Origin of the sequence: Streptomyces auratus, from assembly GCF_050433025.1 — a bacterium.
Lineage (GTDB): Bacteria > Actinomycetota > Actinomycetes > Streptomycetales > Streptomycetaceae > Streptomyces > Streptomyces sioyaensis.
Genome location: NZ_JBNGCB010000003.1, coordinates 666,422 through 679,848, shown reverse-complemented (window position 1 = coordinate 679,848; position 13,427 = coordinate 666,422). Strand labels below are relative to the sequence as shown.

The 13,427-nt window shown below is 69.9% G+C and carries 12 protein-coding genes; 5 read left to right on the top strand and 7 right to left on the bottom strand.

The annotated features are described in order from the left end of the window. Window positions 1-156: 156 nt before the first annotated feature. On the bottom strand, window positions 157-837 hold the full coding sequence (locus tag BKA18_RS22625) for a TetR/AcrR family transcriptional regulator C-terminal domain-containing protein (RefSeq protein ID WP_366044433.1): 681 nt from the start codon (window positions 835-837) through the stop codon (window positions 157-159). A 38-nt stretch (window positions 838-875) separates the two neighbouring features. Between BKA18_RS22625 and BKA18_RS22620 the strand changes: the two genes are divergently transcribed. Beyond that, window positions 876-2,444 carry an FAD-dependent monooxygenase gene (locus BKA18_RS22620; RefSeq protein WP_366044434.1) on the top strand — a complete coding sequence of 523 codons (1,569 nt, stop codon included), beginning with the start codon at window positions 876-878 and terminating at the stop codon, window positions 2,442-2,444. Between the two features lie 161 nt (window positions 2,445-2,605). Here the strand turns inward: BKA18_RS22620 and BKA18_RS22615 are convergent, their stop codons facing one another. Together BKA18_RS22615 and BKA18_RS22610 are read right to left on the bottom strand one after the other, a co-directional pair. Then, on the bottom strand, window positions 2,606-4,003 hold the full coding sequence (locus BKA18_RS22615; RefSeq protein WP_006603604.1) for a GntT/GntP/DsdX family permease: 1,398 nt from the start codon (window positions 4,001-4,003) through the stop codon (window positions 2,606-2,608). A 59-nt stretch (window positions 4,004-4,062) separates the two neighbouring features. After that, a complete protein-coding gene (locus BKA18_RS22610) occupies window positions 4,063-4,581 on the bottom strand; it encodes a gluconokinase (protein WP_366044435.1) in 519 nt (172 codons plus the stop codon). 132 nt (window positions 4,582-4,713) lie between these two features. Here BKA18_RS22610 and BKA18_RS22605 point away from each other — a divergent pair, with 132 nt between their 5' ends. Beyond that, window positions 4,714-5,415 carry a FadR/GntR family transcriptional regulator gene (locus BKA18_RS22605; protein ID WP_006603606.1) on the top strand — a complete coding sequence of 234 codons (702 nt, stop codon included), beginning with the start codon at window positions 4,714-4,716 and terminating at the stop codon, window positions 5,413-5,415. Between the two features lie 26 nt (window positions 5,416-5,441). Here BKA18_RS22605 and BKA18_RS22600 read toward each other — a convergent pair whose 3' ends face one another. Next, window positions 5,442-5,654 carry a hypothetical protein gene (locus tag BKA18_RS22600; protein WP_366044437.1) on the bottom strand — a complete coding sequence of 71 codons (213 nt, stop codon included), beginning with the start codon at window positions 5,652-5,654 and terminating at the stop codon, window positions 5,442-5,444. Window positions 5,655-6,097: 443 nt separating this feature from the next. Here BKA18_RS22600 and BKA18_RS22595 point away from each other — a divergent pair, with 443 nt between their 5' ends. Further along, the gene (locus tag BKA18_RS22595) at window positions 6,098-6,553 is read left to right on the top strand and encodes a hypothetical protein (protein WP_366044438.1); all 456 of its coding nucleotides are present in this window, start codon (window positions 6,098-6,100) and stop codon (window positions 6,551-6,553) included. A gap of 127 nt (window positions 6,554-6,680) precedes the next feature. Next, complete coding sequence (locus BKA18_RS22590; protein WP_366044439.1) at window positions 6,681-8,600, top strand: YncE family protein; 1,920 nt, start codon at window positions 6,681-6,683, stop codon at window positions 8,598-8,600. On the opposite strand, the gene BKA18_RS22585 is transcribed toward BKA18_RS22590, so the two are convergent. Then, window positions 8,576-10,174: an acyl-CoA mutase large subunit family protein gene (locus tag BKA18_RS22585; RefSeq protein ID WP_366044440.1), complete on the bottom strand. Its 1,599-nt coding sequence runs from the start codon at window positions 10,172-10,174 to the stop codon at window positions 8,576-8,578. The genes BKA18_RS22590 and BKA18_RS22585 overlap by 25 nt on opposite strands. Before the next feature lie 173 nt (window positions 10,175-10,347). Between BKA18_RS22585 and BKA18_RS22580 the strand changes: the two genes are divergently transcribed. Continuing rightward, window positions 10,348-11,196, top strand: a complete 849-nt coding sequence (locus BKA18_RS22580; protein ID WP_366044536.1) for a L,D-transpeptidase family protein — start codon at window positions 10,348-10,350, stop codon at window positions 11,194-11,196. Window positions 11,197-11,479: 283 nt separating this feature from the next. Here the strand turns inward: BKA18_RS22580 and BKA18_RS22575 are convergent, their stop codons facing one another. Beyond that, window positions 11,480-12,493: a hypothetical protein gene (locus tag BKA18_RS22575; protein ID WP_366044441.1), complete on the bottom strand. Its 1,014-nt coding sequence runs from the start codon at window positions 12,491-12,493 to the stop codon at window positions 11,480-11,482. Continuing rightward, the gene (locus BKA18_RS22570; RefSeq protein WP_040898534.1) at window positions 12,493-13,296 is read right to left on the bottom strand and encodes an RNA polymerase sigma factor; all 804 of its coding nucleotides are present in this window, start codon (window positions 13,294-13,296) and stop codon (window positions 12,493-12,495) included. The genes BKA18_RS22575 and BKA18_RS22570 overlap by 1 nt, the downstream gene beginning before the upstream one ends. Window positions 13,297-13,427: the final 131 nt, after the last annotated feature.

Sequence of the window (13,427 nt, the reverse complement as noted above, 5' to 3'; positions counted from 1 at the left end):
GCCGGTGGGGCGCACGGCGGCCGATCGCCGTACGCCTCCCGGCGTTTCCGTCCGCCTCCCGGCCATTCCGTCCGCCTCCCGGCCATTCCGTCCGCCTCCCGGCCTTTCGCGCGCCTCCCGGCCTTCCGTCCGTCCGCCGCTACCTCCCAGCCGCCGCTACCTCCCGGCCGTCGCCTCGACGCCCGCGATGATGAGCTGTAGCCCGGCCTCGAAGTTCCGGTCCATGTCGCCGAACATCTCCACACCCGCCCGCGCCGCGAGGGGATAGTCCACGCCGATCTTCTCCACGCGGCTCTCCAGGTCGTAGGCCGGATCGCGGTCCTCCGGGCGGCGGGCCTCCGGCTCGCCCGGCTCGGGATAGACGGACTGCTCCTCGATCACCACGCCGATGGTGTAGCTGTACGCGGTCCACCACGCCCGCGCCGCCAGGGTCGGCGAGAATCCCGCCGTGGTGAGCAGGGTGAGGAGGTTGTCGAGCGGCCGGGCGTAGCTCTCGTCGGTCATCCGGGTGCCGCTGAAGACCTTGCCGCCGTCGCGGTAGCCGAGGAGTTGGCGGCGCATGCCCCGGCAGGCGCCGCGGAGGGCGTCCTGCCAGCCGCGGCCGGGACCGGCCCCCTCGCTCCCCTCCCCCAGCATCGGCGCGACCATCCGCCGGAACATCTCGGTGGCCATCTCGTCCAGCAGCTCCTGTTTGTTCTTGAAGTGCCAATACAGCGCGGGAGCCTGGACGTTCAGCTCCTTGGCGATGCGGCGCAGCGTGAGCCCGTCGAGGCCCACCTCGTTCAGCAGCCGCAGCGCGGTGTCCACCACCTGTTTCCGGTCGATGCGAGAAACCATGTTGACAACTTAACACCGTTAAAGACATGCTCGGAAGCATGGAACTTAACAACGTTAAGGACAGCCGCGGTGTGGCGGACGACCTCCCCACGACCGTCGACGTACTGATCGCCGGCGCGGGCCCGACCGGCATCGCGCTCGGCATCGACCTCGCCCGGCGCGGCGTGCGCGCCCTGGTCGTCGAGCGGCAGGACCGCCTCTCGCCCGGCGCCCGCGGCACCGGTCTGCAGCCGCGCACCCAGGAGGTCTACGAGGACCTCGGGGTGCTGGAGGCGATCCAGGCGGTCGGCGGGCTCTATCCGCCGACCGCCCTCTGGGAGGACGGCCGGATCACCCAGGTCCAGGAGATGATCGAGCGGGTCGACCCGACGCCCGCCGTGCCCCATTCGAGCGCCCTGATGGTGCCGCAGTTCCGCAATCTGGAGGTGCTGCACGCCCGGCTGACCGAGCTCGGCGGCAGCGTGCTCCTCGGCACCGAACTCACCGACTTCACCCAGGACACCGACGGGGTGACGGTCCGTCTGCAGCGCGTCGGCGGGGCGCCGCACACGGTGCGTGCCGGCTATCTGGTCGCCGCCGACGGCGGGCGCAGCACCGTACGCCGGGCGCTGGGCGTCGGGATGAGCGGGCCGTCGCTGGAGCCGGGCGCCGCGCTGCTCGCGGACGTCCGGATCGACGGTCTCGACCGGGACCACTGGCACCGCTGGGTCCTGCCGAACGGCGCCTTCACCGCCCTGCTGCCGCTCGCCGGCACCGACCTCTTCCAGACCCTGATCGCGGCCCCCGAGGGGACGACGGACACCTCGCCGGAGGCGATCCGCACCCTGCTCGCGGCGCGCACCCACCTGGTGGCCGACCAGATCCGCGAGGTGGTGTGGTCCTCCCTCTTCCGCCCCCGCGCGGGCATGGCCGACTCCTACCGCACCGGCCGGGTCTTCCTGGCCGGCGACGCCGCGCACATCCACTCCCCGGCGGGCGGCCAGGGCCTCAACACCAGCGTGCAGGACGCCTACAACCTCGGCTGGAAACTCGGCCAGGTGCTGCGGTACGGCGCCCCCGACTCCCTGCTCGACAGCTACGGCACGGAGCGCCGCCCGATCGCCGCACGCATCCTGGACACCAGCACCCGGCTGCACCGCTCCGGCAGCCTGCGCCGCGGCCGGGATCTGCACCAGCTCGACATCGGCTACCCCGACAGCCGGCTGGCGCGGGAGCTGCGGACGGACCTCGCCGAGGGCACGCCCGTCGCCGGCGACCGCGCCCCCGACGCCCCGTGCCGCACGGCCGACGGCTCGCCCACCCGGCTCTTCGACGCCTTCCAGGGCCCGCACTTCTCCCTGCTCGCCCTGGGCGACGTCGAACTGGACGAGTCCCGACTGCCCGCCGACCCCGCCCTGCTGCGGATCGTCCGCGTCGGCGGCCCGACCCCCGATCTGCTCGATGCCGACGGCCATGTCCAGGACGCCTACGGCAGCGGCCCGGCCGTCCTCCTCGTCCGCCCCGACGGCTATCTCGCCCTCGGCGCACCGGCCGAGGGCGCCACGGCCCGGGTGTCCGCCGCCCTGGCGGACTTCGTCGGCACCACCGCTCTCCAGCCGGCCGGATGACCTCATGCGCACGAGGCCGCACCGGCGGACATGCGCCGGTGCGGCCTCGTGCCGGGGAACAGGCGCCTGAGGGGGGTGGGCGCCCGGGGCGTGAACCGCCCTGAAGGACCGGGGTTTCGGAAGGGCCGGGGCTCTAGAGAATCAGCGACCGGCCCGGGGCCCTAGAGAATCAACGACAACAACAGGACGCACACGATCCCCACGACCGAGATCAGCGTCTCCATCACCGACCAGGTCTTCAGCGTCTGCCCGACGCTCAGGCCGAAGTACTCCTTGACCAGCCAGAATCCGGCGTCGTTGACATGGCTGAAGAAGAGCGACCCGGCGCCGATGGCGAGTACCAGCAGCGCGGCGTGGGTGGTGCTCATCTCCGCGGCGAGCGGGGCGACCAGCCCGGCGGCGGAGATGGTGGCCACCGTCGCGGAGCCGGTCGCGAGCCGGATGGCGACCGCGATCAGCCAGGCCAGCAGCAGCGCGGAGACGTGCCAGCCCTTGGAGAGGTCCAGGATCATCTGGCCGACGCCGGCGTCCACCAGCGTCTGCTTGAAGCCGCCGCCCGCCCCCACGATCAGCACCACACCGGCGATCGGGCCGAGCGACTTCTCGACGGTCGTGGCGATCCGGCCGCGGGTGAAACCGGCCGCCCGCCCCAGCGTGAACATCGCGACGATGACGGCGGTCAGCAGCGCGATCAGCGGCGAGCCGATGACATCGAAGGCCCTCTGCACGCCGGCCGCGGGATCGTCGACGACGATGTCCACCAGCGCCTTGGCCAGCATCATCACCACCGGCAGCAGCACGGTGGCGACCGTGATCCCGAAGCCGGGCCGCTTCTCCAGGTCGTCGGAGCTGCGCGCGGGCACCAGCTGCTCCGGCGGGCGGACGTCCACCCAGCGGGCCGCGTAACGGGAGAAGACCGGACCGGCGATGATCGCGGTCGGGACGGCGACGACCACACCGAGCGCGAGGGTGACACCGAGGTTCGCGCCGACCGCGTCGATCGCCGCCAGCGGCCCGGGGTGCGGCGGGATCAGCCCGTGCATGACGGACAGTCCGGCCAGCGCCGGGATGCCGATCCGCATCAGCGAGAAGTTGCCGCGCCGGGCGACCAGCAGCACCACCGGTATCAGCAGCACGATGCCGACCTCGAAGAAGATCGGCAGCCCGACGATCCCGGCTATCAGCACCATCGCCCAGGGCATCGCACCCCGGCCCGCCTTCGCCAGGATCGTGTCGACGATCTGGTCCGCGCCGCCGGAATCGGCGAGCAGCCGCCCGAGGACGGCACCCAGCGCGATCAGTACGCCGGTGCCCGCGACCGTCGTACCGAGCCCGGTCGTGAAGCTGGTGATGGCCTTGTCGAGCGGCGCACCGGCCACCGCACCGAGCACCAGCGAGCCAATGATCAACGACAGGAAGGCATGCAGCTTGAACTTGGTGATGAGCAGGACGATGACGGCTATGCCGGCCAGAACGGCGATGCCCAGCTGAGCGTGACCGGCCGAGGTGATCGGCTCGGTCGCATCCGCTGCGAGCATCTCGACGCTGAGATGTGTCACGGCGATTCCCTTGGTCGAACGGAGGGGGAAGGGGTGCTGCAGTGGGGGGTGTTGGGGGGTTATCCGGCCGGTGCGGTCATCGCGCGCAGTGCGGTGACGGCCCGTCCGGCGATCTGCTGCGGGGTGCCGGCGACGTCCACGGCGACGCCCGCCTCGTCGCGCCCGAGCGGTTCGAGCGTGGCGAACTGGGAGTCCAGCAGCGCGGCCGGCATGAAGTGGCCGGTGCGCTCGGCCATCCGCGCCTCGATCAGCGCGCGGTCCCCGGTGAGGTGCAGAAAGACGACTCCGGGGGCGGCGGTGCGCAGCCGGTCGCGGTAGCCGCGCTTGAGCGCGGAGCTGCTGACCACCCCGCCCTGGCCGGCCCGCCCGTGCGCCCAGGCGCCGATGGCGTCCAGCCAGGGACCGCGGTCGTGATCGTCCAGCGGGATACCGGCCGACATCTTGGCGATGTTCGCCGGCGGGTGGAAGTCGTCCCCCTCGGCGTACGGGACGCCCAGTGCGGCGGCCACCAGCGGACCGATCGTGGTCTTGCCGGTGCCGGCCACGCCCATCACGACGATCACGTCGGGGGTGCTCATCCCGTGGTACCTCGCTGTCTTCCTTGACCTCGTGCGGGCCCCACTGAAACCCATTAGGTACGACGTATTCAAGAGCTCGTGATGAAAACGTCATACTTAATTGCCCGGGGTGCGGGAACGTAGGCTTGGCCCATGGAAAACGAGGGGAAGGGACTGCACGCCCGTGTACTGGAGTCCCTCGGACCCGCGATCACCGCGGGCGACTACCCTCCGGGCACGGTCCTGCGCACGGATGAACTGGAGGAGCGCTTCGACGTCTCCCGCACGGTCATCCGCGAGGCGGTCCGGGTACTGGAATCCATGCAGCTGGTCGCCTCCCGGCGCCGGGTCGGGGTGACCGTCCGGCCCACCGAGGAGTGGAACGTCTACGACCCGCGGGTGATCGGCTGGCGGCTGGCCGGCCGGGACCGGCCCCGGCAGCTGCGCTCCCTGACCGTGCTGCGCTCGGCCGTCGAACCGGTCGCCGCGGGCCTGGCCGCCCAGCACGCCACCCCCGCGCAGTGCGCCGAACTCACCGAGCACGCCATGGGCATGGTCGCCACCTCACGCGGCCAGCAGCTCGACGCCTATCTGGTCCACGACGTGGCCTTCCACCGGATCGTGCTGACCGCCTCCGGCAACGAGATGTTCGCCCGCCTCGGCGATGTCGTCGCCGCCGTCCTGACCGGCCGCACCCAGCACCATGTGATGTTCACCGACCCCGACCCGGCCGCGGTCACCCTCCACGTACAGGTCGCGGAGGCGGTACGCACCGGCGACGCGGCCCGCGCGGAGTCCCTCACCCGCGAGATCACCGCCGGCGCCATGGCCGAACTGGACGTCCTGGCCCCGTAATCACCGCCCGCCGTCGGCAGCCTGCCTCAGAACAACGGCTGCTGACCCGGCATCGGCGGCTCCTCGGGATCGAAGAGCTTCTCCGCCGGAGCCATCATCGGCGCGATCCGCCGCGAGCCCGGACAGGAGATCAGCTCCAGCACCGTCCGCCGCCCGGGCGGGTCATGGCGAGCGAAGCGCCCGCCGACAACGGCGATCTCTCGACTGCAGATGGGGCACGCACGGCGGGGTGACGACATGCCCACAGTCTGACGCAGCCCGGCCCATGGCTCACAAGCTGCCTCCCGCACCGCGGGCGCCGGCCGACGCATGCCCCCACTGTCGACACTCGCACCCGACCAATAAGCAGGAGACCCACCAGTTTCGGGCTCCATATTGGGGCCACCATGTTGGCCAGGACTCAACGCAAACTGCACTTCGATAACGTCCTGAATCGGCCCCTCAAAGCTGGTCGTCGCAGGTCATGGGCGGGGCCATTTCAGAGCATCTCCCAATCGGAAACCAACCGGGGATCAATTCCAGCCGTCATGGCGTTCCAAAAAAACGTCACTGCCGACCCGCAGCCAGGTGACGGGCGAAAACCGCAGGATCGAGCCGGATAGACCGATCACCACAGGGGTAGGCAAGCGCACACCAAGATCTTGGTGCACACAGCCCACCGAGGGAATCCGGAGGAAAGTTTATGACTTTCAAGAACATCTTCGACAGCAGCGAAAGCGAAGCCAAGTCCGCGGAAGAGTCCGCGCAAAAGGTCAATGAAAAAATTCCTGGCGCTTGGCCCGAACGGGAAGGGGTCGACCCGGAGCTCTACGACGGCATTCCCGAAGCCGCGCGCGACCCCAAGATTATCCGCGAGACGTCGCCCGAGGCGCTCGCCATCATGAACAGCTTCATCACTCCCCTCTTCCAGAACACCCAGACAGCAGCCACCACGCAGCGGGCAGCCAGCGAAAACCCCGAATCGACATCCGGTATGGCATCTTCGGCCAAGGATGAGGCATTCAAAAAGGTGGCGGTGGAGATCAGGGACGAAGACCGGCCAAAGGCCGGCGACGAAAGGCTGGAAGAACTGAAGAAGGAAAACTACAAATCGGCCAAAAACGTCAAAAGGCGTAGCGATGGTTCGGTCGAGTGGTGAGGGCCGGGTAGCAACGACCCCGCTCGGCGGCCGGACGGCTTCTCATTCGGTCGCGCCAGGCCGGAAACCGCTCACACCTCATCACTGAAAAATCGCTGAGCTCCGCTGCGAAAGGATGCTGAAAGACATGGGCGACCCCACCAAAAACAACGTGAGTACAGCTCATCTCGGCGAACGATTCATCCGCCAACCACTGACCGGGCGGAACCTGAAGGAGCTCGGAATCGCCGACAAGGCCGCTGCCATCCTGGAGCGGGACAAGGGCAAACTGGAGAGGAAAGCCGAGAAGAAAACAGCAGATGGGAAGGACCGCAAGGTCGCTCCTACCGGGTTTTCTTTGAACAAGGGGCGATTCGGCGACTTTCCCGATGGTGAGGATGCGGCACACCCACGCGGGTGGCGCGCCTATATGACGGTGGGTGTGCCGCTCATCGAAGAGCGAAACGACATTGCACAGCCCCCTCCTGACGTGATCTCCAAGCAAACGTACGTCAATCGAACCGACCCCGTCCCCATGGACTGGTCGCACACTGTCGAATTCTCGATTTCGAACACCATCAGCTGGTCGCTCCAGGGGCAGGTGCAGCTCACGTTCGGGGCGAAAACCACCGCATCACTGCAGCAGCAGCTGCAGAAGAGCATGGCGATGAACCAATCCGAGAAGATTACCCTGAAGAACAGCAAGGACAATCAGGGCGTGGACGCGGAGTCTCAGACGCAAATGACGAGTACGACAACAGCCACGAGTACCGCCACGGGCACCGGGGAGTTGTCGGCGCAGCTGATGCTTGGAATCACTGCTTCCGTCAGCGGTTCATTGACCACTGCGTTCAAAACATCGTCCACGCTGAGCGGAAAAATTAACAGCCGGGTAGATGTCCTGGCCACGCAGCGACGTCAGGTGCGGAGGTTCGACTACGAATTCCCCATCTCGTTCGGCGGGTGGGTCGCTTTGTATTACCCCGAGCCAGTAGAGGTCAAGGAGACCAGTCCGGAGGGCCCACAAGCCAAGGAACCGAAATACTCCAGGGTGATTGCGTGGAAACTCGGCGAGACCGGTACGGCTACGGAGACCTTCGACTTGACCGATAAAGGCAAGCCGTATATGCAAAAAGGGGAAGCCGAGGTCGTTTCCACCCTCGCCGGGGTGCACGAGGTCTTCGAGCTTGAAAAGCTTGAGTTCGACAAGAAGCAGCACCCTCTTCACCAGGCCGGCGGCGAAGAGCAGGAGAGCTCGAAAAAGGCGCCCGTCGAGCTCGCCGCCGGGTTGGGGACGGCCGATGGCCTCGCGCTGGACCTGGTGAACCACAAGGCATACGTCACCGAGCGGCACAACGGCGGCAAGCTGCACAAGGTGGATCTCGCCAGCGGCAACACGGACTGGGTCCTGGAGAAGCTGGGCGAAGTCAACGATGTGGCGCTGGACCTGCCGGGCAACAAGGCCTACGTCGCCGACTACAGCGGCAAGCGCCTGTTCACGGTGAATCTGTCCGACCACACCGCCGCCCCGGTCACGGTCGCCGAGGGCATGCAGGCGTACGGCGTCGCGCTGGACCTGCCGGGCAACAAGGCCTACGTGGCCGACTACGGCGGGAAGCTGATCGAGTTCGACCTGACCAGCCAACCGGCGAAGAAGCAGCGCACCTGGGACGTGCCGAGGGCCGCGGGAGTAGCGCTGAACGGGGGCAAGGCGTACATCGGCCAGTACGACCTCGGCGGGCTGTACGAGGTCGACCTGACGGCAGACGGCAACACACCGCAGACCGTGGCCACCAATCTCGGGACGAGCGTCCGCGTAGCGCTGGATGGCGCGGTCCACGCATACGTCTCCGACTCCAGCGGCGGCAGGCTGCACGAGGTCGTCGTGGCCGACGGCGAGGCCAAGGGCCGTCAGCGCGTGGTGGCCGACGGTCTCGGCGCGGTCTGCGGCCTCGGGCTGGACCGCGACAACGGCTGGATCTACGTCAGCAACCGGCAGGGCAAGCTGCTGCGGGTCTCCGGCGTGCTGCCCGATGCCGCCGCTCAGAACGCATCCGTCGGCACATAAGTCCCCCACACCCCCCGCAGCGCCTCGCACACCTCGCCCACCGTCGTCCTCGCCCGCAGGGCCTCGCGCATCGGGGGGAGGACGTTGTCCGTGCCCTCGGCGGCCTTTCGGAGGTCGTCGAGGGCCGCGGTCACGGCGCGGGAGCTGCGGCGGTCGCGGAGCTGGGCCAGCCGTTCGACCTGCCGGGCCTCGATCGCCGGGTCGACGCGCAGCGGCTCGTAGGGTTCCTCCTCGTCGAGCTGGAAGCGGTTGACGCCGACGACGATCCGCTCGCCGGCGTCGGTCTCCTGGGCGAGGCGATAGGCGTTGCGCTCGATCTCGTCCTTCTGGAAGCCCCGTTCGATGGCGGCCACCGCCCCGCCCATGTCCTCCACCCTCCGCATCAGCGCGACGGCCTCCTCTTCCACGTCGTCGGTCATCGACTCGACGGCGTAGGAGCCGGCGAACGGGTCGACGGTGGCGGTCACATCGGTCTCGTACGCCAGCACCTGCTGGGTGCGCAGCGCGAGCCGGGCCGCCTTGTCCGTGGGCAGGGCGATGGCCTCGTCGAAGGAATTGGTGTGCAGCGACTGGGTGCCACCGAGGACGGCGGCGAGCCCCTGGACGGTGACCCGGGCGAGGTTCACCTCCGGCTGCTGGGCGGTGAGTTGCACCCCCGCGGTCTGGGTGTGGAACCGCAGCATCATCGACTTGGGGTTGCGCGCGCCGAATTCCTCCCGCATCACCCGGGCCCAGATCCTGCGCGCGGCACGGAACTTGGCGACCTCTTCGAGCAGCGTCGTCCGGGAGACGAAGAAGAAGGACAGCCGGGGCGCGAAGTCGTCGACGTCCATACCGGCGGCCACGGCGGTGCGCACATAGGCGATGCCGTTGGCGAGCGTGAAGGCGATCTCCTGCGCGGGCGAGGCGCCGGCCTCGGCCATGTGGTAGCCGGAGATGGAGATGGTGTTCCAGCGGGGGATCTCGGCCCGGCAGTACTGGAAGATGTCCGCGGTCAGGCGCAGAGACGGCTGCGGCGGGAAGATGTACGTGCCCCGGGCGATGTACTCCTTGAGCACGTCGTTCTGGATGGTCCCGTTCAGCTGGTCGGCCCGCACCCCTTCCTCCTCCCCCACCAGTTGGTAGAGGAGCAGCAGCAGCGCGGCGGGCGCATTGATCGTCATCGAGGTCGACACCTTGTCCAGCGGGATCCCGCCGAACAGCACCCGCATGTCCTCGACGGAGTCGATGGCCACCCCGACCTTGCCGACCTCGCCCGAGGCGATCGGGGTGTCCGAGTCGTGGCCCATCTGCGTCGGCAGGTCGAAGGCGACCGACAGGCCCGTGGTGCCGTGGGCGATCAGCTGCCGGTAGCGGGCGTTGGACTCGCGCGCGGTGCCGAAGCCGGCGTACTGCCGCATCGTCCAGGGCCGTCCGGTGTACATCGACGGATAGACACCGCGGGTGAAGGGGTAGCCGCCGGGCGCACCGAGCCGGCGCTCCGGGTCCCAGTCGTCCAGAGCCTGAGGCCCGTACACCGGCTCGATGGGCCGGCCGCTCTCGCTGTACCGGACAGTGCCCGACTCGTGCGCCATGGGTGTATGCCTCCCACTGGGTGACCGATATCCGGTGTGTGGTTCTTTGTCCACAGCATGCCCGCAGGTTCGCCACGCCGCAGCACTGGGCAGAGTCACCGGTGGCCGGTCGGCCCACCGAGATCCGGGGGTGGCGCATGCAGCGCAGCAGTGGACGACGTACGGCACCGGTGATGGCCGCGGTGCTGGTGGTGGCGACTCTCGCGGTGGGCTGCCGCCCGGTGACGGTCAGCGGCGCCGGTGCGCCGGACGGCAAGGGCACCCGCTACGCCCCCACCACACCGCCTCCCCCGCCACTCGGCCGGCACGGTCCCACCGCTCCCCGGCACTCCGTCCCGTCGCGCCCGCACCACACGGCGCCGCGCACCCCGCACCGTGCGCAGCGGGCCGCCGGGCCGCTGATGGCGGCGGGCTCGCAGGGTGCGCGGGTCCGCGAACTCCAGGCGCGACTGGCCCAGCTGGGTCTCTTCGACCGCTCCCCGACGGGCTCGTACGCCGCCGTCACCACGTCCGCGGTACGTGCCTTCCAGCAGCGGCAGGGCCTGCCCCGGACGGGCACCGTGCAGCCCGCGGCCTGGCTCGCCCTGCGGTCACAGACCCGCCGGCCCTCGCATGCGGAGCTGTATCCGCCCACGACCCGGCCGGTCGGCGCCCTGGATCCGCGCTGCATGCGGGGCCGGGTGATCTGCATCAGCAAGCGGAGCAACACCCTCGCGTGGGTGGTCGACGGCCGGGTCGTCTCGGCGATGGATGTCCGCTTCGGTTCGCAGTACACCCCCACCCGCGAGGGCACCTTCGCCCTCACCTTCAAAAGCCGCCACCACGTCTCGACGCTCTACCACACGGCCATGCCGTACGCGATGTTCTTCAGCGGCGGCCAGGCCGTCCACTACTCCGCCGACTTCGCCGCCCGCGGCTACCACGGCGCCTCCCACGGCTGCGTCAACGTCCGAGACAAGGAGAAGGTCGCCGCCCTCTTCGACGCAGCGAGGAAGGGCACCAAGGTCGTGATTTCCCACTGACCCGCACTTCCACCAAGCCCGCACACCTGAACTCGGTAACCGAAGCGAAAATTGAGCAACCCCCACAACGGGGACCACATCCGCGAGAGCGGCGCCGGCTTAGGCGCAAAAAGAGAGCGCCGGCTTAGGCGCAAAAGAAGGGCGCGGGCAGGGCCGGGGGAACGTGCCCCGCCCGCGCCAGATGCGCTGAGCCGTGGGTACGGGGGGAACCCCGGCTCCTCGCGCAGCCGATGACCAGTCGGCTTCATTCAGTACTGCGTCACCCGCTCGAAAAACGTCACACCTACGTGCCGGGCGTGGTGCTGGGCGTCGCGTTTCCGGGATCCGTGGCGGTCGCCGACGGGGCGGGGGCCGGGGTGGACGTGCCGGCGGGCGGGGTGGCGCCGGGCGACTGGGAGGGGTGGCCCTCGTCGTCTTCGTCGCCGCCGGTGACGCCGCTGGTGGATCCGGTGCCGCCGGTGGCGCCGCCGAGGCCGCTGCCGCCGCCGGAGTTGCCGAGGTGCTGGTACCGCGCCAGGTAGGCGCGGCAGAAGGCGAGGACCTTGTCCGCTCCGCCGGCCTTCTGTTCGAGGCGGTGGAGGGCGTCGCGGTCCATGCCGTCGCGCTTGCCGGAGTCGTAGCTCTGGCAGAGCGCGAGCAGGAGGTTCTTCTTGTCGCCGTGCCCGGAGTTCCCGCCGGTGCCGCCGTTGCCCTGATGTCCGGTGCCGGGGGTGACGGGCGTAGTGGCGCCGGGGCTGCTGCCGGGTCCGGGGGTGCCGGGGCCGGCCGCCTGCCCGCTGGAGGTGGGGTCGGGGGTGCTCTCCGTGGTGCCGTCGGTCTGGGCGCCGGGCTCACGGGTGTCGAGCGGGCCGGGGGATTCGGGGGCCGAGACGCTGGAGGCGGGGTCGGGATCGCCGCCCCGGAAGGGGCTGGGCAGCACGCCGGTGCCGGCCGCGACGGCGACGCCGCCGATGGCGCAGGCGGCGAGGGCGACCGCGAAGCCGCGCCGCACGGGGCGGCCGAGCCGGGTGCGTTCGGCGACGGCGGTGCTGCGCCCTCCCCCGAACACCTCGTCGGCGCCGCGGCTGCGGGTGTGGGCCGCGGCGCCGCGGTCGGCGGTCCGGCGGAACGCGGCCATGGCGGCTTCCTCGCCGGGCAGCTCGACCGTTTCCGGCACCTTGGCGCCGACCGCGGCGGCGGCCTGGAGGAGCTGTTCGAGTTCGCGTGCGCCGTCGCGGTGCCGGGCACCGACCGGTTCACCGCGCAGCAACCGCTCCGCGGTGTCCTTGTCGAGCCAGTTGTACCGGTCGTCGGCCATCACATGTCCTTCTGCGTTCGTGCGGCCGTTTCCGTCACACCTGGTACGTACGATTCCGCCACGCCATCGCGGCGTCTTCGACCCTGTACGGGCACCCCACTCACCGTTCCGCCCCCTCCCCGCGGCCGTCGCGCGACCCGGCTCGTGGGGGCACTTTCGCCTTGCTCGGCGCCTTCGTCGCCGCCGTCGTGGCTCTCGTCCCTGCTGCTGTCCTGCTGTGTGTCCCGGCTGCCGTCCGGTGCGTCGCCGATCAGCTCGGCGAGCCGCCGCAACCCGCGGTGTGCGGCGGTGCGCACCGCGCCGGGCCGTTTGCCGAGCACCTGCGCGGCGCTCTTGGCGTCGAGTCCGACCACCACCCGGAGCACCACGGCCTCGGCCTGGTCCTGCGGCAGCCGGGCTATCAGCCGCATGGTGCGGCCGGTGCCGAGGGATTCCATCGCTTCGCCTGCGGTGTCGGAGGCGGCGGGGGTGTCGGCCAGTTCGCTCTCGTCGCCGCCGATCGCCGGGCGGCGGCCGCGCATCCGGATGTGGTCCAGGGCGCGGTTGCGGGCGATACGGGCGGCCCAGCCGCGGAAGCGGTCGGCGTCGCCGCTGAAGCGCGCGAGGTCGCGGGTGATCTGGAGCCAGGCTTCCGACGTGACGTCCTCAACGTCCGGTTCGCTCACCAAAGTCCGTACATATCCCAACAGTCTGGGGTGTACGGCGCGGTAGACGGTACGGAACGCCGCCTCGTCGCCGGCCTGTGCCGCCTGCACGGCCACCGTCAGCCGACGGTCGTCCGGCTGAATGTCGTCCCCTCGCACGGGTCCATCCTGTCGCACGCGGAATGTCCGCCGCCCGGTCCTTGCTGCATTGCTCCGCCCGGCCACAACCACCGGGCACCGTGGCTGCACTGCCGACTGCTGCTGCCGCCGGCCGGGAACCCCCGGTAACC

What these genes read in the sequence shown, in the direction of transcription:
- BKA18_RS22625 (WP_366044433.1), bottom strand. Translation starts at nt 837, where the DNA reads ATGGTTTCTCGCATCGACCGGAAACAGGTGGTGGACACCGCGCTGCGG.
- BKA18_RS22620 (WP_366044434.1), top strand. Translation starts at nt 876, where the DNA reads ATGGAACTTAACAACGTTAAGGACAGCCGCGGTGTGGCGGACGACCTC.
- BKA18_RS22610 (WP_366044435.1), bottom strand. Translation starts at nt 4,581, where the DNA reads ATGAGCACCCCCGACGTGATCGTCGTGATGGGCGTGGCCGGCACCGGC.
- BKA18_RS22605 (WP_006603606.1), top strand. Translation starts at nt 4,714, where the DNA reads ATGGAAAACGAGGGGAAGGGACTGCACGCCCGTGTACTGGAGTCCCTC.
- BKA18_RS22600 (WP_366044437.1), bottom strand. Translation starts at nt 5,654, where the DNA reads ATGTCGTCACCCCGCCGTGCGTGCCCCATCTGCAGTCGAGAGATCGCC.
- BKA18_RS22595 (WP_366044438.1), top strand. Translation starts at nt 6,098, where the DNA reads ATGACTTTCAAGAACATCTTCGACAGCAGCGAAAGCGAAGCCAAGTCC.
- BKA18_RS22590 (WP_366044439.1), top strand. Translation starts at nt 6,681, where the DNA reads ATGGGCGACCCCACCAAAAACAACGTGAGTACAGCTCATCTCGGCGAA.
- BKA18_RS22585 (WP_366044440.1), bottom strand. Translation starts at nt 10,174, where the DNA reads ATGGCGCACGAGTCGGGCACTGTCCGGTACAGCGAGAGCGGCCGGCCC.
- BKA18_RS22580 (WP_366044536.1), top strand. Translation starts at nt 10,348, where the DNA reads ATGGCCGCGGTGCTGGTGGTGGCGACTCTCGCGGTGGGCTGCCGCCCG.
- BKA18_RS22575 (WP_366044441.1), bottom strand. Translation starts at nt 12,493, where the DNA reads ATGGCCGACGACCGGTACAACTGGCTCGACAAGGACACCGCGGAGCGG.